This window comes from Nostoc sp. (assembly GCF_036917235.1).
Lineage (GTDB): Bacteria > Cyanobacteriota > Cyanobacteriia > Cyanobacteriales > Nostocaceae > Nostoc.
Genome location: NZ_JBALDU010000034.1, coordinates 100,110 through 118,211, shown reverse-complemented (window position 1 = coordinate 118,211; position 18,102 = coordinate 100,110). Strand labels below are relative to the sequence as shown.

At 41.6% G+C, this 18,102-nt stretch carries 13 protein-coding genes and 1 pseudogene; 3 read left to right on the top strand and 11 right to left on the bottom strand.

Annotation, left to right across the window (positions count from 1 at the left end; genetic code table 11):
• Positions 1-256: 256 nt before the first annotated feature.
• Positions 257-2,251 carry a calcium-binding protein gene (locus V7K44_RS11925; protein WP_334931632.1) on the top strand — a complete coding sequence of 665 codons (1,995 nt, stop codon included), beginning with the start codon at positions 257-259 and terminating at the stop codon, positions 2,249-2,251.
• A 95-nt stretch (positions 2,252-2,346) separates the two neighbouring features.
• On the opposite strand, the gene V7K44_RS11920 is transcribed toward V7K44_RS11925, so the two are convergent.
• Positions 2,347-3,792: a RecQ family ATP-dependent DNA helicase gene (locus V7K44_RS11920; protein ID WP_334931630.1), complete on the bottom strand. Its 1,446-nt coding sequence runs from the start codon at positions 3,790-3,792 to the stop codon at positions 2,347-2,349.
• Between the two features lie 154 nt (positions 3,793-3,946).
• Here V7K44_RS11920 and V7K44_RS11915 point away from each other — a divergent pair, with 154 nt between their 5' ends.
• Positions 3,947-4,384: a GNAT family N-acetyltransferase gene (locus V7K44_RS11915; protein ID WP_334931628.1), complete on the top strand. Its 438-nt coding sequence runs from the start codon at positions 3,947-3,949 to the stop codon at positions 4,382-4,384.
• Here V7K44_RS11915 and V7K44_RS11910 read toward each other — a convergent pair.
• Positions 4,375-4,500: a hypothetical protein gene (locus tag V7K44_RS11910; RefSeq protein WP_334931626.1), complete on the bottom strand. Its 126-nt coding sequence runs from the start codon at positions 4,498-4,500 to the stop codon at positions 4,375-4,377. The genes V7K44_RS11915 and V7K44_RS11910 overlap by 10 nt on opposite strands.
• Positions 4,501-4,567: 67 nt before the next feature.
• Here V7K44_RS11910 and V7K44_RS11905 point away from each other — a divergent pair, with 67 nt between their 5' ends.
• The gene (locus V7K44_RS11905; RefSeq protein ID WP_334931624.1) at positions 4,568-7,036 is read left to right on the top strand and encodes a HEAT repeat domain-containing protein; all 2,469 of its coding nucleotides are present in this window, start codon (positions 4,568-4,570) and stop codon (positions 7,034-7,036) included.
• A 139-nt stretch (positions 7,037-7,175) separates the two neighbouring features.
• On the opposite strand, the pseudogene V7K44_RS11900 reads toward V7K44_RS11905, so the two are convergent.
• The 9 genes and pseudogenes from V7K44_RS11900 to V7K44_RS11860 form a co-directional block, all read right to left on the bottom strand.
• Positions 7,176-8,612: pseudogene (locus V7K44_RS11900) on the bottom strand (hypothetical protein); the annotation flags it as partial.
• Between the two features lie 127 nt (positions 8,613-8,739).
• The gene (gene ltrA, locus V7K44_RS11895) at positions 8,740-10,569 is read right to left on the bottom strand and encodes a group II intron reverse transcriptase/maturase (protein ID WP_334931622.1); all 1,830 of its coding nucleotides are present in this window, start codon (positions 10,567-10,569) and stop codon (positions 8,740-8,742) included.
• Positions 10,570-11,131: 562 nt separating this feature from the next.
• Positions 11,132-12,508, bottom strand: coding sequence for an NB-ARC domain-containing protein (locus V7K44_RS11890; RefSeq protein WP_334931619.1), 1,377 nt, complete (start codon positions 12,506-12,508; stop codon positions 11,132-11,134).
• Positions 12,509-12,579: 71 nt separating this feature from the next.
• Positions 12,580-13,029, bottom strand: a complete 450-nt coding sequence (locus V7K44_RS11885; protein WP_334931617.1) for a hypothetical protein — start codon at positions 13,027-13,029, stop codon at positions 12,580-12,582.
• Positions 13,030-13,273: 244 nt separating this feature from the next.
• On the bottom strand, positions 13,274-13,669 hold the full coding sequence (locus tag V7K44_RS11880; RefSeq protein WP_334931615.1) for a hypothetical protein: 396 nt from the start codon (positions 13,667-13,669) through the stop codon (positions 13,274-13,276).
• 705 nt (positions 13,670-14,374) lie between these two features.
• The gene (locus V7K44_RS11875) at positions 14,375-15,037 is read right to left on the bottom strand and encodes a SnoaL-like polyketide cyclase (RefSeq protein ID WP_334931613.1); all 663 of its coding nucleotides are present in this window, start codon (positions 15,035-15,037) and stop codon (positions 14,375-14,377) included.
• A 251-nt stretch (positions 15,038-15,288) separates the two neighbouring features.
• Positions 15,289-15,768, bottom strand: a complete 480-nt coding sequence (locus V7K44_RS11870) for a GNAT family N-acetyltransferase (RefSeq protein WP_334931611.1) — start codon at positions 15,766-15,768, stop codon at positions 15,289-15,291.
• A gap of 101 nt (positions 15,769-15,869) precedes the next feature.
• Entirely contained in the window at positions 15,870-17,474 is a 1,605-nt protein-coding gene (locus V7K44_RS11865; protein WP_334931609.1) for a 2-isopropylmalate synthase, read from the bottom strand.
• Positions 17,475-17,569: 95 nt separating this feature from the next.
• Positions 17,570-18,091, bottom strand: coding sequence for a LabA-like NYN domain-containing protein (locus tag V7K44_RS11860; RefSeq protein WP_041565194.1), 522 nt, complete (start codon positions 18,089-18,091; stop codon positions 17,570-17,572).
• Positions 18,092-18,102 lie beyond the last annotated feature (11 nt).

The window sequence follows — 18,102 nt, the reverse complement described above, 5'->3', positions numbered from 1 at the left end:
AACCGATTATCGTTAATTCACACCCTCATTAATTTGTACAGCGCTTAAGGCTTAGATAGTTGGAGATGGTTAGAAAAGTGTTACATCAAAGCTATTCAAAGGGTGAATCTTCGAGAAATATTCTGCTCCTCAAGAGTGACTGATAAAGTATGCCGAAAACGTCAAATTTCGGCGAGTTTTTTGTGCCCGAAAACAGCACAAACAGCAGTTTGAGAACTGAAAGTTACTGAAAAAATAATTTACGTAGGTAAAAACTATGCCAAATATCATTGGAACCAACGGTAATGATACCCTAATAGGCAGCGACTTGGACGATACGATTAACGGTAAAGCTGGTGACGATATCATCAGAGATTCCTATGGAAACGACACTTTGACTGGTGGAGGCGGCAAGGATGAATTTTTTTACAACTTGTACGATGGCAATCATATCATCACCGATTTTGGTGGCATAGGTAAAGGCATAAATCCCTCGACAGCAGTCATTGCCGAAGTGGATACCCTAAAATTCCAAGGTGCTGGCTTCACTGCCCAAAATTTGCTGCTGACCCAGAATGGCAACAATTTGGAAATCAACTTTGAAGGGGTGATCGATGATAGTTATGAACCAGGGTTTGCTGGTCCCCTAGTCATCCTGCAAAACTTTGCGCTAGAAAATCTGGATAACCTCAGTAAATCTACAGGAGCCACTGTAAACTTGGGCAATTTTCTGTTTGATGGGCAGACTAGTATCACAGACAGCTTTGATGTTTTCAATGCCAACTCCACTCAAAGCACTATCTTCAATAAGAACACAGTCACCTTCCTTAACGACCTGAACAATAATGTTAACGGCTTTGACAACTCAAATGATGTTATCAATGCTCAGGGGGGCGATGACATCATTGACGGCATGAGTGGCAACGACATTTTGAGAGGTGGTGCGGGGAATGATACTCTCCTTGGTGGTGCGGGGAATGACACCCTGAAGGGTGATATGGGCAATAACTTCCTCGTTGGTGGTATTGGTAACGATTACTTGAATATTGTTGAAAATTCTACGGGCAATGTTGAATTTTCAACAGGCAATAACATCCTCAACGGTGGTACTGGTGACGATACCTTGAATGCTGGGGCTTCAAAAGGCAACAACTTACTTTTTGGGGGCGATGGGAATGATTCTCTTTACGCCTCTGACATTACTGATAGCAGCGGATACAGTTTTTTTAAATCTTCAGGCGATAACACCCTCAACGGTGGCGCTGGTGAAGATACCTTGAATGCTCAGGGTTCAGAAGGCAATAACTCACTCTCTGGGGGCGATGGCAACGATTTTCTCACCACCTCTGGCTCTGATGTATATAGAATGTATACTTTTAGCTCCTCAGGCAATAACACTCTCAATGGTGGCGCTGGTGACGATAAATTGTATGCTGACTTTTCATCAGGCAATAACCTACTCTCTGGTGGTGATGGCAATGATACTCTGTCCACCTCTGGCTATGTCGTCCCCTACGATTATTATTTACTCTCCTCAGGCGATAATACGCTCAATGGAGGCGCTGGTGACGATAAATTGTATGCTGACATTTCAACAGGCAATAATTTTCTCTCTGGGGGCGATGGCAATGATTCCTTCTATCTAAGTCCCACATCTCCAGATACTGCCCCCTCTGATTTAGTGACTCAAACCGTAGATGGGGGTAAGGGTAACGATTTGTTGAGAGTCGATTACAGCTTGGCTACAGGGGGTATCACTTCGACATTCAATGCTACTAGTAACACTGGCTCAATTACCGCAGGCACATATCGGGTTAATTACAAGAATATCGAAGGATTAAATATCTCAGGTACAGCCTACGATGACAACATTGTGGGGAGCAATGGCAATGATATCCTCAGAGGTGGCAATGGCAATGATACCCTTTCTGGAGGGGCTGGTACTGATACCTTTGCTTTCAATAGTTACAACGAAGGTGTTGATAGTCTTTATGACTTCAACGTTACTAGTGAGTTGATTCAGGTATCGTCTTACGGTTTTGGCGGCGGTGAGTTTGGCGGTGGTGAGTTATCAATAGGTTCACTTTCAGCAAGTCAGTTTACAATCGGAACATCTGCAACCACTAGCAAAGAGCGATTTATCTACAACAGCGCTACAGGTGCATTGTTCTTTGACCAAGATGGTAGTGCATCTGGGTTTACTCAGGTAAAATTTGCACAACTATCAGCAGGATTGTCATTAACCAACAACAATTTTGTGGTTTTTGAATAGATTTGATAGGTTCGTAGTTGGCGCTTTAGCGAAGACAGCGCCAAGTACAAACAATCGTTAACCCAAGCGGATTGGGGACTAGTCCTTGGCGTGACCTATTGACGGCAATTGTCGCAATGTCCGCAACGCAAGTTAGCTGCTTCTTTGTCAAAACCAAAGGCATTTAATAAAAACTGCCAACGACACTGCTTTGTAGTCAGATATTGCTGCATTTGTTTAGCAGCGTGTAATTGAGTTGGTGGCTGATTTCCCGCTTTTTGCCCTATGGTGTAATGGAAAGGATCAAGCCAGTTTAACTGACCATTGCTGTGGAGTAAAGCTAAGGCTGTAGCACCTTCGGGAAATTGTCGGGTTACGGCATTCACTTCTCCCTGTTTTGGTAATTTTTTCACAAGTTGCTGCGCTATTTGTTGTTGCGATCGCATTTGTTGTTGAAAAAACTCCTGTCTTTGCTTATCCCCTGAATCTAACCACCCCGTAGGTTCACTTACCAACGTCAACGCTTCGGCTGGTTTCCCATCTCTTCCAGCACGGCCTATTTCTTGCACATATTCAGATAGCAGATGTGGCGCGTGAAAATGGGCAACCCAGCGAACGTCACTTTTATTAATCCCCATGCCAAACGCACAGGTACAAACCACAAATGGTATTTTACCACTTAACCAGCTTGCTTCCACTGCACGACGTTCTGTTGCACCCAATCCCGCATGATAACTAGCTGTAGCGTAACCCATCTCTGCTAACCATTCAGCTAAATCTTCGCTATCTCTCCGAGTGCGAACATAAACTAATCCCGATTGTTGCGGTCTATTTTGAATAAACTTTAATAATTGTTGTTTCCTACCTCGTGGTGTCCAAGCGATGCGAACGCTGGGATGCAAGTTCGGACGATAAGGATTCAAGCGGAAAATCTCTGGTTGTTGTAATTGTAAAACTGTTTGAATAATTTTTTGGGCTGAGGGGTCAGCAGTAGCAGTAAAAGCGGCGATACTAATTTTTGTTCCTGGTGGTTTTGATTTGAGCAATGCCGGACGCACCGCCCCTAATCTGCGATAAGCTGGACGAAAAGTATCACCCCACTGCACCAAACAATGAGCTTCATCTAAAATTAAGCCATTAATTTGCAATTGCGGGTGGCATAATCTTTCCCACACTGGGACACTTAGCAAAGTTTCTGGTGACAAATAAAGTAATCTTAGTTGTTGGCGTTCTAAAGCTTGCAGCGTTGCACGGCGTTGAGATGAAGATAATTCACTATGCAAAAGTGCTGCTTTTTGCTTGCTTTGTAGTAATTCCTGAACTTGGTTTTCCATCAACGCCACCAAGGGCGAAACTACCAAAGTTAATCCTGTTTGCAGGAGTGCGGGAAGTTGAAAGCAAATCGACTTCCCACCACCTGTGGGCATAATAATCAGCGCATCTTTTTGTGCTAGTAAACTGCTGACAATTTCTCCCTGTGGTGGACGGAAATCTTCATAACCCCAGATTGTTTTGAAAGCTGCACGAACTTCTTGCCAAGATTTTGTTGTAGGCTGATTCATAATCAATAACTATATGCACCCATATCCTTGAATGCTGAATATAGCTTCTGTTATCCAGCTAATGGTTCAGTAATTTCATCATCTGACACTACAAACCACTGACCCCAAGAATGAATTATAATTTTTCAACCTATTAAATAAAAGATGTAGCGAGATGAATGAAGAATTAAAACATCGATTTTACATCAACACCGATAAATCTAAATTAGACATTCAAATGATTCATGATTTTTTACAAACTTCCTATTGGGCTGAAAACATCCCGTTAGCCACTGTAGAAAAGTCAATACAAAATTCTTTATGTTTTGGACTTTATGAAGATAATCAACAAGTTGGCTTTGCAAGAGTCATCACTGATTATGCAACTTCTGCGTTGTTAAAAGATGTTTTTATTCTGGAGCCTTATCGAGGACAGGGTTTAGGAAAATGGTTTGTAGAATATATTTTAGAATATCCAGAATTGCAAGATGTTCAAAGGTGGTTGTTAGGCACAAAAGATGCTCATGGACTTTATCGCCGTTATGGTTTTAAAAATTTGACAGAACCAGAGAAAATTATGATGCGTTTAAATCATAATGCTAATCAAGCTTGAGCAAAGCGGGGGTAAACCAGTGCGTAGGCGTAGCCCGCACTTCGGCTGCGCCCTTCTCTACGAGAGGCTGCGCCAACGGCTACGCTCAGGACAGGCTCAGTGACCATCGTAGACATCGCTAACCCGCATTGACAGTTAGATTACAATCTAGGTATAGTTTCTCTGACTGGAGTTGTTCATCGGGTGATTCAATCCGATTCAATGACAAAGCATACCAGACAAGTATTACTTAGTGCGCTCAAGGTGGTTGTCTTATGCCTGACACTGTTCCTACTATATACAAGCAATAGTTGGGCGCAAATCACTACTGACAGCAAAATTGCTCCCCTGATTGAGAAGCTGATAGATAACGATGCCCACATCAGAAGCCTTGCAGCAGATGCATTAGTTAATATCGGTTCCCCAGCAGTGCCGTCTCTGATTGAAGCTTTGAAAAATCAAGATAGTAATCTTCGCTGGCACGCGGCTTCGGTTTTAGGAGATTTGGGTGCAGAAGCAGCACCAGCCGTTTCTGCCTTAAGTACAGCATTGCAGGATGAGGATGGACAAGTCCGCCTGTACGCCACCTTAGCTTTAGGAAATATTGGTACAGCAGCCAAAGCAGCAGTTCCATCGTTGATGGCGGCATTACAAGACAAGGAGCAATTCGTTCGCATTTATGTTCCTTCTGCACTCAGAAAAATTGGTGTAGATGCGAAAGTAGCTGTCCCAGTATTAACTGCTGCCTTAAAAGATAAAAACCCGACTGTACGTTACAATTCTGCCTATGCTCTGGGTGCAATGGGTACAGAAGCAGTATCTTCTGTCCCGAATTTAATTGCCCTGTTGAATGATAACCAGTTTTACGTGCGTTTAGGTGCTATCAAAGGTTTAGGAGGAATAGCGGCAGGCTTTCAGGATAAAGCAAATGCTTTACCTACCTCCAAGTTGCAGAAAGTCATCTCAGACTTTGAGCAAGTATTAGCAACTATACAAAAATACAAAGATAAATTCACAGAGACGGACATTAAGCTGATACGTCGCCCTCTCAATGCCTTGAAAGCAGAAAAAGAAACTCGCCTCTTTGATAGAGTTCTGGAATCGTTATTTAAGCATAAATTACTTTTGGGAATTGCCGCTTATGTTATCTTATTGCCTTCTATTTGGTTAATTCTCTTGCGGATAGTCCCTTTATGGTTGTTGAAAATTAACAACGCCCTCAAACCCTACACAGATTTTTCTCTCCCATTTATCAGCGTTAATGTACCTCTGCGATATGTGCTATTTGTTGGCTGGTTTCATTACCATCCCAGAGTATTAGATGCATGGGTAGCTAAATATATCAAAGCAGCCCGCGAACAATTTCCCAAAAAGGATACAGTTAGCAGTCGCGCCTGTTACATTCCGATTCCCGTTGTTCTGGATGGTACAACAGTTCCCCAACTGATGAATGAGAATTTGCGCTCAACTTTCGAGAAACAACGTAGCTGCCTAGTAGTTGGTGGGGAAGGTGGTGTAGGTAAAACCAGTTTAGCGTGTCGAATCGCTGGATGGGCAATGGCTGAGGATGAAGACCAACAACTCTGCACACATTTGATGTTACCTGTGCTGTTAGAAGAGGAATTTCGGGTAACTGAAGGTAAGTCGCCGCTTTTAGAAGCCATCAGAGGACAGTTGCAAGCTTTAATTGATGAACCAGAGCCAATTTGTCAAGAGTTACTGTTACGTTTGTTAAGAAAGAAACGCATTCTAGTGATTGTAGACCGGTTCTCTGAAATGAATGCCACTACACGAGAAGCAATTGAACCGGAGTCGCCAGAGTTTCCGGTGAATGCGTTGGTTATTACTTCCCGAATTGAGGAAAAGCTGGGGCGGGTTAATAAGACGATAATTAAACCCTTGCGAATTGAGGCGAATAAACTATCGTCCTTTATGGAAGCTTATCTCATGCAGCGAGGTAAACGCGATCGCTTTACTGACCAGGAATTTTTTGACGCTTGCAACCGCCTGTCTCTGATGGTAGGTCAAAATAATATCACTGTTTTGCTGGCGAAACTGTATGCGGAACAGTTAATCACCAGTAGAGAGGTTGCATCGAATATTTCTGCATTGCCAGAGAATATCCCGAATTTGATGCTGGGTTATATCAATGAACTCAATCGTGATGTTACAGACGAGCAATTTGACGATCGCACTGTTCATCAAAATGCCAAAATTATAGCTTGGGAATGCTTGCAACAAAGTTATCAGCCAGGAACCGCCAAGCGTGCAGATGCTATTGTTGCATTAGCAGATTCGGGTATTGACAATCCCGAAGCACACCTAGATTATCTAGAAAAGCGCCTGCACCTGATTCAAACTATCGGTTCTGCTAAAGATAGAATCCGTTTCTGTCTTGATCCTTTAGCTGAGTATCTTGCAGGGTGGTATTTAATCGAATTGTATGGGAATAACGATGGCAAATGGCGATCGCATTTTTTCAAAAAGGCAGATGATTTAGTCAAAACAGGCAGACAAGATGCCATTAAAGGCTTGTTGTTGGCGGTGCGAGATTGCTACTTATCTGAGGTTCAAGGTAGCAAAGAAACGGACTTTGTACCCCAGAAGTTGGGTAAACTGGCTGGGTTTACATCTTTAGTCACATCAGTTAGTACTGTGCAAGTAATACCATGAGCGATCGCATTGATGTAAGCATAGCTAAATTCCTCTTCCTGGGTAGTGATATACATTCAACTGAAATTTATTGTTTATTCTTTATAGCAATAATTATTTGAATGGATACTGAGTAGGGGCATTGTAAATCCCTGTTAAATTACCGCCACCATCGCGCTACATCCACAATAGCGCGGGCAATTTCTGCCGTTGCTGCTTCACTACCTAATGCAAAGATAACTGGAAACAATACCTTGATATCTTGCAACAAATCAGGGCGAGTGCGAAGAGATAGTTTATGAAGTGTATCTTGCCAAAGGGGAAAAAGTTCGGCAGCTGGCATTTGTGAAAAACCAAAAGCTAAGGCACTCAAGGCATAGGCACGATTCGACTCATCCTGAATCGCCGTGGCAGCAGCAAGGGCTTGTGGCAATAACTCTGGTGGCAGTTTGTCAGCTAAGGCACTCAAGGCATCAGCACGTCTCCACTCATCCTGAATCGCCGTGGCAGCAGCAAGGGCTTGTGGCAATATATCTGGTGGCAGTTTGTCAGCTAAGGCACTCAAGGCTTTGGCACGATTCCACTCATCCTGAATTGCCGTGGCAGCAGCAAGGGCTTGTGGCAATATATCTGGTAGTTTGTCAGCTAAGGCACTCAAGGCTTTGGCACGATTCGACTCATCCTGAATCGCCGTGGTAGCAGCAAGGGCTTGTGGCAATAACTCTGGTGGCAGTTTGTCAGCTAAGGCACTCAAGGCTTTGGCACGATTCCACTCATCCTGAATTGCCGTGGCAGCAGCAAGGGCTTGTGGCAATAACTCTGGTGGCAGTTTGTCAGCTAAAGCACTCAAGACATCAGCACGTCTCCACTCATCCTGAATCGCCGTGGCAGCAGCAAGGGCTTGTGGCAATAACTCTGGTGGCAGTTTGTCAGCTAAGGCACTCAAGGCTTTGGCACGATTCCACTCATCCTGAATCGCCGTGGCAGCAGCAAGGGCTTGTGGCAATAACTCTGGTGGCAGTTTGTCAGCTAAGGCACTCAAGGCTTTGGCACGATTCGACTCATCCTGAATCGCCGTGGCAGCAGCAAGGGCTTTTTGCAGTGCTAATTCTTGAAGATTTGGTGGCAAATAGTTGACTAGTTGTGTCAGCGAGTTGATTTTCTCTTGTGGCTTTGGGTTTTGCAGGGCGTAAGCTAGTCCTCGTTCGGGAGTCAACTTGTTGTTTTTGACCAAGGCAAGAAATAAATTTACTGGTATATTAGCTGCCAAACTATTCAGGGATGCACTAATCAAAGCATAGCGACACTGCAAACCTACAACTTGCGGCAAAATTAATTCATTCCAATTTGCTTCTGCTAATTCCCAAGCACGAGAAATATCTGTGATGTAACCCCCAGCTTGTCCTAATTTTTCTCGCGCTTCAAACCAGCCATTGCTTGTTGTCTGTGACTCCTCCCGCAATAAGGAGTGAATTTCTTCTACCCGTTGAGCCTTTTCTAAATGCCAAACTAAATTTTGATGAATGTAACCATCATTAGGCAGGGTATGCCAAAGGTTTTTTTGAGTCTTTTGCCGATATTGTTCTAGCACTCGGCTGTGAGCGTCGAGTAATTAAACTCAACAAATCTGTCACCAGATCCGTTGGTCTTCAGAACCGGACATGAGACTTTCACCTCATCCGGCTCCTCAATGACTTGACTCAAATTATGAGTACCTCTAACTACTACTGACTACCTTCGTCTTCAGCTAAATTACTTAGCCGTGCGTTTCGATTGTCGTTTGCAGTTTTACTATCATGACAGTGACGATGTAATGCTTGGAGGTTGGCGTATGTATCCAAACCATCTTTTGATTTGGGAATAATATGGTCAACTTCGATTAAATCGTCTTCCCTAAAGTACAATTCGCAGTGAGCGCATTTCCCTTGTTGCTTCTTGAGTAACGTTGCTACTCTTGTTGGTACTAGGGGATTTGAACCCTTTCTAGAACTCCAGTATTTCAGGTTTCCATCGAATGGGGATGCTGTGCCCTTAACTTTTACGTGCCTCACAATCTTTTTGTGTGAGTGCCTTGTTAGGGGCATTGTGACCAAACCATCTCTGGTTACTGAGAATACCCAATTGTCGCCACCTACCGGATGCCAGTATTTACTAGCAATCCATGCATGAGATTTTCCTGGGTGGCGACGTTTTGCCCATCTGGAAAGCTTTTGATACACCATATTGTCAAGCGTTGAGAATGTTTCTTTACTTACAGATGTTGAGTAATAATTCACCCATCCCCTAATTACAGGGTTGAGTCTCATTATTAATGCCTCAATAGGTGCTGATTTGTGAGCATCGATAATCTCAGCGATCGCGTCGTAGTGGATCTTTTTTGCTTTCTTACTGGGCTTGATGAGAGTCTTAAATCCTAGCTTTTCTCCGTGGGCGGTTTTACCAGACTTGTTCCATCCAACTTCGTATTGCCTCACATTGAATCCCAGGAAGTCAAATCCTACCTCCGAAGCGAATTTGGTTTCTGGACTTGTGTGGGTTTTTCCAAGGTTTATATCAAAGGAAAAACGCATAGGCATTTCTCTTTTGTACTTTTCGTTAGGTATTTCTAGAGTGTGGCTGATTCTGGTTTTGCTAGGACTTAATTCCAGACCCATGTTTGCTAACCACGATTTTAGCTTTTCTTGCACTTCAATTATTTGAATTGCCTTTGGTGCTAGGATTACAAAGTCATCCGCATATCTTATTAAAGATATGGCACTTTGATTTTTGCTCTTCTCTCCTGGTAATTGCGTTGCATATTCTTTTACTAGTTCTTCCATCCCATGCAGGGCGATGTTAGCTAGTAGTGGGGATAATACGCCGCCTTGGGGAGTACCAGCATTTGTATCAGATAACTGCCTATTATCCATTACACCTGCTTTCAACCATGCTTTGATTACTCTCCGCATTGTTGGGAATGTATTGATTTTGTTCAGCAGTTTTTCGTGGTTAATCTTATCGAAGCATTTTGAAATATCGGCATCTAAAACCCATTTATTGGATTTGTTGATGCTATTAAATATTGCTTCGACTGCATCATGGGCGCTGCGTCCTGGTCGGAAGCCATAGCTATTTGGCTCAAAATGCGCCTCCCATTCTGGTTCAAGAGCCAGTTTGACAAGTGCTTGAGTCGCTCTGTCGTGCATAGTTGGAATTCCTAATGGGCGCTTATCAACTGTTCCAGGCTTGGGAATCCAGACCCTTCTAGTTGCGCTAACTTTTTGGTTTAGCTTTAAGCTCAGTACCAAGGTCAGCCGAGCCTTGGGAGTTAACGATTTTACGCCGTCAACGCCTGCGGTTTTCTTTCCTTGGTTATCCTGGGTTACTTTGCGGACAGATAAAGCTTTTCCTGACCAAGACCTCATCAAGGTCTTTTGGAGTCTGCGAACTACTTTGGTATCACCACGATTAGAGGCAAGAAATATTCTTTTCTGAAGCTTGAATACATTACGTTCCAGCTTTCGCCAGGGTATTGTATTCCATTCCACCATCTGCAAACGCAGTGTTTTAGACATTTGTACTTCCTATTAAGACCATTTCTGACAAATCATCGTGAGTACGTCGGCATATCTTGACCATTACAGTCAAGCCTTCGCTTCTTACTCAATCTCGCCCGTTAGTGCATCCGGTTAGCACCTACTCAGGTATTCGACCACCTGAGAGCAGATAACGGGTTACTTCGTTCCGAATAACAATACTGATATCTTTAGAGTGACACTATTCACCGGGTTTAGTGGGGGTGCTTATTGGTCAGCGAACTATCTGCCAATCCCTATCCTTTACCTTTTGGTGTAGCGTTTCAGCCTGATTGCGCTACTTATGGCTAACGATGATTCAAACGTGTCTTTAAGCAGTCGCTTTACTCATGGATATCTTGCTTGGCGATTACCGAGTTAGGCTCCCAGTATTTCCGCCTTTTATTCCCGCTTTACCGATTGATGGCTAGTCGCTACAGTAGGGAAAATGCTTTCACCTCAGCACTTGAGGGGTAGGTTTTTCACCTACATTGTTATTCAGTTATCTAGGCTTGAACCTAGCGACTAATCCCCTGGAATCCTTATGGATTCTAGTTTCTAGTCAACGAATCGCACAATTCAAACCCATTCCTGTCGGTGGAGATTTAATTAATCTAGCACGAGCTACATCATGCAATAAGTCATGTATCCTGTAGCCTTTCCACTCAACACCCCCAACAAATACAGGCGAATCAGATTGAAGTAAGGCATCATTCCAAAGTAGCTCTAAACATTTATTAGCTTCATCCTGGGATGCCATATTCCATAATGTCACTGCCATTGGTGCGGCGATTGTTACATCCTCTGGCAAAACTCCCAACCAAATAAAATTTTCCCAAGCTTGTTCGTCATAGTCCCACAAAGCTTTCAGGCTTAAATTAAAAGTTGCTTCTAAAGAGTTTTCTTGACGCGCCCCGTCTAAAACTTTTAAGTTTGCAATCTCTTGTTTCAAAGCTGTTTCCAGCTTCACCCATGTAATTCCCCATTTAACTCTTGCTGCTACCAAATTCAGCGCAATGGGTAAATATCCTACAGTCTCGGCTACTCTCAAAGCCTCTTGTTTTTCTACTTCTTCTATTTCTCGTTCTAAAGACTTAGAAAGTAATTCCAGAGATTCTGCCGGCGTCATCAAATTCAATTGTTGCAAATCAGCATCCATACCAGCCACATCAGCACGCCGAGAAGTGATTAATAATCGGGATTGGGAACTTGCTACCCGAAAGGGTTTAACTTTATCTGGTTCCCAAGCATCATCAACTACCAGTAAAACTGTCTTACCACGTAGTAAAGTTTGTAGATGGGCTGAGGTTGCTTCTATATTAATGGCACGAAATTCGTAGTCTCCCAATGCTTGCACCCAGCTACTCAAGAGCGCGAGAATATCTGGTTGCTGTCCCAAAGTTGCCCAAAGCACACCACCAAAGAAACGTTTTTGGATATCTTCATCATGGGCAAGGGCAGTAACTAAAGTTGTCTTGCCAATGCCACCTAAACCGTGAATTGCACTGATGAACAAAGCACCAGCATTAGATGTATTTGTCAGTAGACGAGCTTTAATTTTTACAGTAACTTGTGGGCGATCTACAAAATTGGCAGGTAAACTCGGTGCTTGAAAAGGTCTGTCAATTGGGCGACGATAATTAATAGTGAGGCTGCCTTCTACCCCACCTATATTAATATTGTTGTTGCCTTTGACGTTTTGAAGAACATTTTCGTTGCCTGAAATTGTTTGTTCAACCTGAGACTGAATATGGGGATCTAAACTGGTTACAGAAGCTTCATTATTTTCTGCGTTACCTAAAATTGGTTGTTCAACCTGAGACGGAATATCTCTATTTAAAGGGGTTTGAGCAACTCGATCTTTAAGTAAATGTCGCCTACGTTTTAATCTCCGACGATTCCCTCTTAAAAAGCCAGCTAACTTAGATAAAAAAAGCATTATCTGCTTCCATAACCTTCTCAGGCTTCTTTTCTGCACAGTTTTAACTTCCTATTATTCTGGTTTTCTGACTAATTGATAGTTGCGTCGCCACTTACTCTACCAATCGCCTTATTACCATCACCCGCAATGTTTTGCACTACGTTGTCATCGCCAGATATTGTTTGATTAAAGGTATTAACAACTTTAGAGATTGCTTCGGAATCTTCTTCCATTAAACGGGCAATCTCAGCATATAAATTTTTATCTTCATCCAGAAATTTCTTGAGTTGCTTCTGGAATGTTTCTTTGGCATCTGCATCATTAGGAGAATTAGCCAATTCTTCTGCTGCACCTTTTGCCATTGGCTTTGCATCTACCTTTGGTTGCAGCTTATTCCACAAAGCCTTGGCTTTTTCCCAGGCATTAGCACCAAACCCTTCACCAAATTTCTTACCAGCTTCTTCAGTTGCTTTCTCTCCGACTTTAAGCAAGTACGGTAAAAAAGGAGTCAAAAAAGTAGTTAAAGTTACTATATCCATTTGCTTACTCTAATTCTGTATTAATACTTAATAATAAGGGGTGAAATACATAGTAATCACTTAATGTAATAATTTTTTATGGCGATCGCTTTTTGTAACGAAAAACATAGGATAAAAAACTCCTCCCACACCGCTAGATAACATATAGGACTCATATTTGATTATTGAAATATACGTAGGGTGCGTTAGGCTACGCCATAACACACCCTACATACTACTTGTTCATCTGTGGTTAATGCGGAAGCTAGGCAGATTTCCTACTTTCATCTGATGCTTCTGCTGCAATACCTTTCAAGCGAGTCAACCTGCTTTTGCGTACACGTTCGCTGTCACGAACGCCACCTGCTACTTCATATTCGCTGCTGTCTGTGCCATACTTGAAACCAACTCCCTTCAGCATCTTATCTGAAAGTTTACTCAACTTTTTTTCCATTTGATCGATTTTAGTTTTAGTAGAGTCAACCACAGCTAAAGCGTTGTTATAAGAATCAAGCATAGTGCGAAACTCATCAATTGATTGAGTCAAATTTTCCAAATCGCAACTATTACCAAAATCCATGTTTGAATCAACTGCTTTGAATCCAGACGTTCTCAATTCAGCTTTCTCTAAAACCCGCGATGTCCGCTTTGTACGAGGCATAGATGTACTCCTTGAAAATATTTATAGAACTAGCTTGCCTCAATGAATCTGTATTTTGTATCAGAAAAACTCGCAAATAATTATATTTTTTATCATAATACTTGTAGGCAATTGCAGTGATTTTGCTGAAGTCTACGACTTAATGCTGATTTTGATAGAGATAATATATTTGAACTTCATACACGCTTCAGTTTATTCACGATCGCTTTCATGTTGGTGACTGATGTCGTAATATTAGTGACTAATATTGTTATGTTACTGACTGATATCGTAATGTTTGATGACTAATGTCGTAATATTACTCACTAATATCGTAATGTTGGTGACTAATATCGTAATGTTGGTGACTAATGTCGTAATGTTTGATGACTAATGTCGTAATGTTGGTGACTAATGTCGTAATCTTTTGGCAGTTGCTTAAGTCAGGTTGACAGTAATAGTCATCTGCCTTGGTAATTAACTCCTAATATTGTTTACCATAACAATGGATGGGTGGACGATCGCTGCGATCGTGAGTTAGGCAAATCAGATTGCTACAACGCGCTGTCAACAATTCAAGGTGCGTTATACCGTTTCACTTTAATTATGATACAAATACGTTGGTAGGGGCACAACATATTGTGCCCCTAAGCGAAATCTATATTTATCAGGGTTTTAGTGAAATGGTATTAGCCTACGGCGTAACGCACACTAGATATACTGATTTTAGGAATGGAAGGGACAACCACCACTGGTTAATTTCTGAAGAAAAACATTATTATCAAAATAATGCTCTAAAGACTCAATCTTCAAATCATCAGTGACGCGAGCAATACTAACTCCGACAATTTCTATTGTTTCACCTGTGGGTACATAGTCCTTATAGGAACCATTAAATGTTCCCCAATGTCGCCACTTAAAGGTAACATTAGGCGGCCCCGAAAGGATCTCTGTTAATTCCCAAAGAAAGCCATTAGGAAAGGCTGTATGAAAAACTTGAAATGAAGATTCAAAGGTTTCTGTTTCAGAGTCATATTGCTCAGTTTTACCCAAAAACAGGTTATAAGTACCTTCATCTGCAACATCCTGAGCAGTGAATTGTTGTCCCCCATTGGTACTCATTTTGAACTTATCAGTAACAATCGAAAGCCACTGTTGAGGATTAGATTTATTAGAAGCTTCCATCTCAAAATTTCGGACTAAATTTTGGGCGATCGCTTCTAAAGAACCTTCTGGATGCTGAAATTTACTCTCTTGATGAAGAAATTCATTGGTGTATGAATAATCCGGGCGTGTTCCTTCTCGCCACTGTACTTCTTCATCATGAGCAATGACTATATCTCTATCTTGTACCCAGAGTGGCAATTCTGTTGTCTTTTCGCTACTCATACAAGCTGACTAATTATAAACATCGTTTCTCAGAATAAAGTTTTATGCATATAAGTAAATATAAAAATCTAAAAAAGTAAAAAATATTCATAATTAACTCAATAAACTTGACTTATAGTACAAATCAGAATAATAGTAACTACATACATCTGAACACTTACAGCTATCCTATTTAACGTAAGTTTGACAAATATCTTCTTACATCAATTTAGGTTGATCGGGCATCACTACAAGGCAACAAATTACTGTCTTTAAATCAAATCTAATTGCATTAAATTTCCTTCAGAAAAACCGAGACGGGAATAAACTGGTTTACCTGATGGTGAAGCATTAAGAACCACTCGCGTACAACCGATCGCTTTTAAATATTCAATTGCTCTATTAGTTAGCAATTTAGCTATGCCTTGTCTGCGGTAAGATTGTTCAACATAAACTCCCCAAATATACCCAAATTTGCGGTATTCATCTTTGAAAACATTCGGGTATAAACCTGCAAACAGTTGACAACTTACAGAACCCACAACTGTATTATCAATCTCTGCAATAAAAGCTTTATAAAACAAATCTCGACGTGCTTCTTCTATGAATTTGAGGGTAATATTTTGCCACTCCACAAGTAGATTACTCTCATCAACACCAATATCTAGCCACATTTGATAAAAGTGTTGTGCAATCACTGAATCTTCTTTGGTAGTAGCTTCTCTGATAGTTATATTTTTTTCTGTCAGCATAATTTCCAACGATTTTTGGAACTCACAAATAACTCCTCCCCAAAGTTGGAGAGGAGTTTGTTAGCATCAGCTAAAAACTGGCAGTTTGACAGATTCCGAACTCAGACTTTCTGTGCAGTTACTTCCTCTGGCTTTTGTTGAGTTTGCAAAGATGCATACAACCTATTCAAGGCATTTACATAAGCTTGTGCGGATGCCACGATGATATCTGTGTTCGCTGCATGACCAGAAAACACTTTAGATTCATAACGTAAACGAATCGTTACTTCGCCAATGGCATCAATACCACCTGTTACTGACTGCACAGAAAACTCAATCAACTGGTTGGGCACATTCACCACACGGTTGATAGCTTTGTAAACTGCATCCACTGGCCCAGTACCGATCGCAGCATCGGTTAATTCTTCACCGTCTGGGGTACGCAGGGTAACTGTAGCAGTAGGACGGGCGTTGCTACCGCAGGAAACTTGTACCAACTCTACCCGGAACAAATCCGGTGCTTGTTGGATTTCATCGTTAACGATCGCTTCCAAATCCCAATCAGAAATTTCTTTCTTTTTATCTGCTACTTCTTTGAATCTGACGAATGCTTTGTTTAATTCAGTATCCGATAGTTCAAAGCCCAATTCTTTCAACCGAGTGCGGAAAGCATTTCTACCCGAATGTTTGCCCAAAACTATTTGATTGTCAGTTAAGCCAATCAATTGGGCATCCATAATTTCGTAAGTTAGCTTGTTCTTTAATACACCATCTTGGTGAATTCCAGACTCATGGGCAAAGGCATTCGCCCCCACAATCGCTTTATTTGGTTGTACTAACATTCCCGTCAAATTAGAAACTAAGCGTGAGGTTTTGTAAATTTGTCGGGTGTCGATATTTGTCAGCGATTCTTGAGAATTTTCTGGTCTGCCGAGATAAGGGTTAAAATATTGCCGCCGCACGTGCAACGCCATTACCAATTCTTCTAGGGAGGCATTTCCGGCGCGTTCGCCAATACCATTGATTGTACATTCTAGTTGCCGTGCGCCATTTTTGACGGCCTCTAAGAAGTTAGCAACTGCCAAGCCTAAATCATTATGACCGTGAACGGAAATAATCGCTTGGTTGATGTTGGGGACATTTTCGATAATGCCCTTAATCATTGCCCCAAATTCGCTAGGGGTTGTGTAACCTACAGTATCGGGAATATTAACTGTTGTTGCACCAGCTGCGATCGCTCGTTCTAAAACTTGATACAGAAATTCTGGATCGGTACGGGCCGCATCCATTGGCGAAAATTCAATATCTGTCATGAAGGACTTGGCATAAGCTACCATTTCTTCGGCGATCGCTAACACTTCTGCCCGTGACTTTCGCAACTGATACTCTAAATGAATATCAGAAGTCGAAATGAATGTGTGAATTCTGGCATTAACTGCTGGTTTTAATGCTTCAGCAGCCGCTTCAATATCTGCTTTAATCGCTCTTGCTAAACTACAAATTACCGGGCCATTTTCTGTCCCAACAATTTGAGCAATTTTCTTGACTGCTTCAAAATCTCCCGGACTGGCAAAGGCAAAGCCTGCTTCAATTACATCTACACCCAGACGCGCTAATTGTTTGGCAATAACTAGCTTTTCGTCTATATTCAAAGTCGCTCCCGGACACTGCTCTCCATCTCGCAATGTTGTATCAAAAATGATGATTCGATCTGTTTTGTTTGTCATTTGCCGTTTGTTGTTTAGTGTTTACTTGTGGCTTAATATATCTTCAACCCTAGTTTTTCTTTTACTCTTATTTTTGTAAATAATTGTTAAAGCTACTAACCTTCAGTTTTTTCTATTTGATCTCTGATATCATTTAAATCTATATATCTATCAGTAGCATTGCGTAGTTCTCTAGCAATCATTCCTTCCGTTGATACTACCGTAATATGTGTATTTTTTGAGCGTAATAGTTCGATTGCTCTTTCAAAATCTCCATCACCACTGAATAATACTACTCGGTCATACTGGTCTACTGTATTAAACATATCTACAACAATTTCAATATCTAAATTCGCTTTTTGCGAGTAACGACCTGACGTATCATCATAATATTCTTTAAGAATCTTAGTTCGTACTGTATATCCTAGACTAATTAGAGCATCTCTGAAACCTCGCTGGTCTTGTGGATCTTTTAAGCCAGTGTACCAGAAGGCATTAATTAATGTTGTTTCTGATTGCTCATGTTTGAAGTATTCTAAGACTCGCCGCGGGTCAAAAAACCAGCCATTTTTTTGTTGAGCATAGAACATATTGTTTCCATCTACAAAAATAGACAGACGATTCATTGGAGAACCCATACAAATTTACA

Coding starts and splice junctions, on each gene's coding strand:
- V7K44_RS11925 (WP_334931632.1), top strand. CDS start 257: ATGCCAAATATCATTGGAACCAACGGTAATGATACCCTAATAGGCAGC.
- V7K44_RS11920 (WP_334931630.1), bottom strand. CDS start 3,792: ATGAATCAGCCTACAACAAAATCTTGGCAAGAAGTTCGTGCAGCTTTC.
- V7K44_RS11915 (WP_334931628.1), top strand. CDS start 3,947: ATGAATGAAGAATTAAAACATCGATTTTACATCAACACCGATAAATCT.
- V7K44_RS11910 (WP_334931626.1), bottom strand. CDS start 4,500: ATGTCTACGATGGTCACTGAGCCTGTCCTGAGCGTAGCCGTTGGCGCA.
- ltrA (WP_334931622.1), bottom strand. CDS start 10,569: ATGTCTAAAACACTGCGTTTGCAGATGGTGGAATGGAATACAATACCC.
- V7K44_RS11890 (WP_334931619.1), bottom strand. CDS start 12,508: ATGCTTTTTTTATCTAAGTTAGCTGGCTTTTTAAGAGGGAATCGTCGG.
- V7K44_RS11885 (WP_334931617.1), bottom strand. CDS start 13,029: ATGGATATAGTAACTTTAACTACTTTTTTGACTCCTTTTTTACCGTAC.
- V7K44_RS11880 (WP_334931615.1), bottom strand. CDS start 13,669: ATGCCTCGTACAAAGCGGACATCGCGGGTTTTAGAGAAAGCTGAATTG.
- V7K44_RS11875 (WP_334931613.1), bottom strand. CDS start 15,037: ATGAGTAGCGAAAAGACAACAGAATTGCCACTCTGGGTACAAGATAGA.
- V7K44_RS11870 (WP_334931611.1), bottom strand. CDS start 15,768: ATGCTGACAGAAAAAAATATAACTATCAGAGAAGCTACTACCAAAGAA.
- V7K44_RS11865 (WP_334931609.1), bottom strand. CDS start 17,474: ATGACAAACAAAACAGATCGAATCATCATTTTTGATACAACATTGCGA.
- V7K44_RS11860 (WP_041565194.1), bottom strand. CDS start 18,091: ATGGGTTCTCCAATGAATCGTCTGTCTATTTTTGTAGATGGAAACAAT.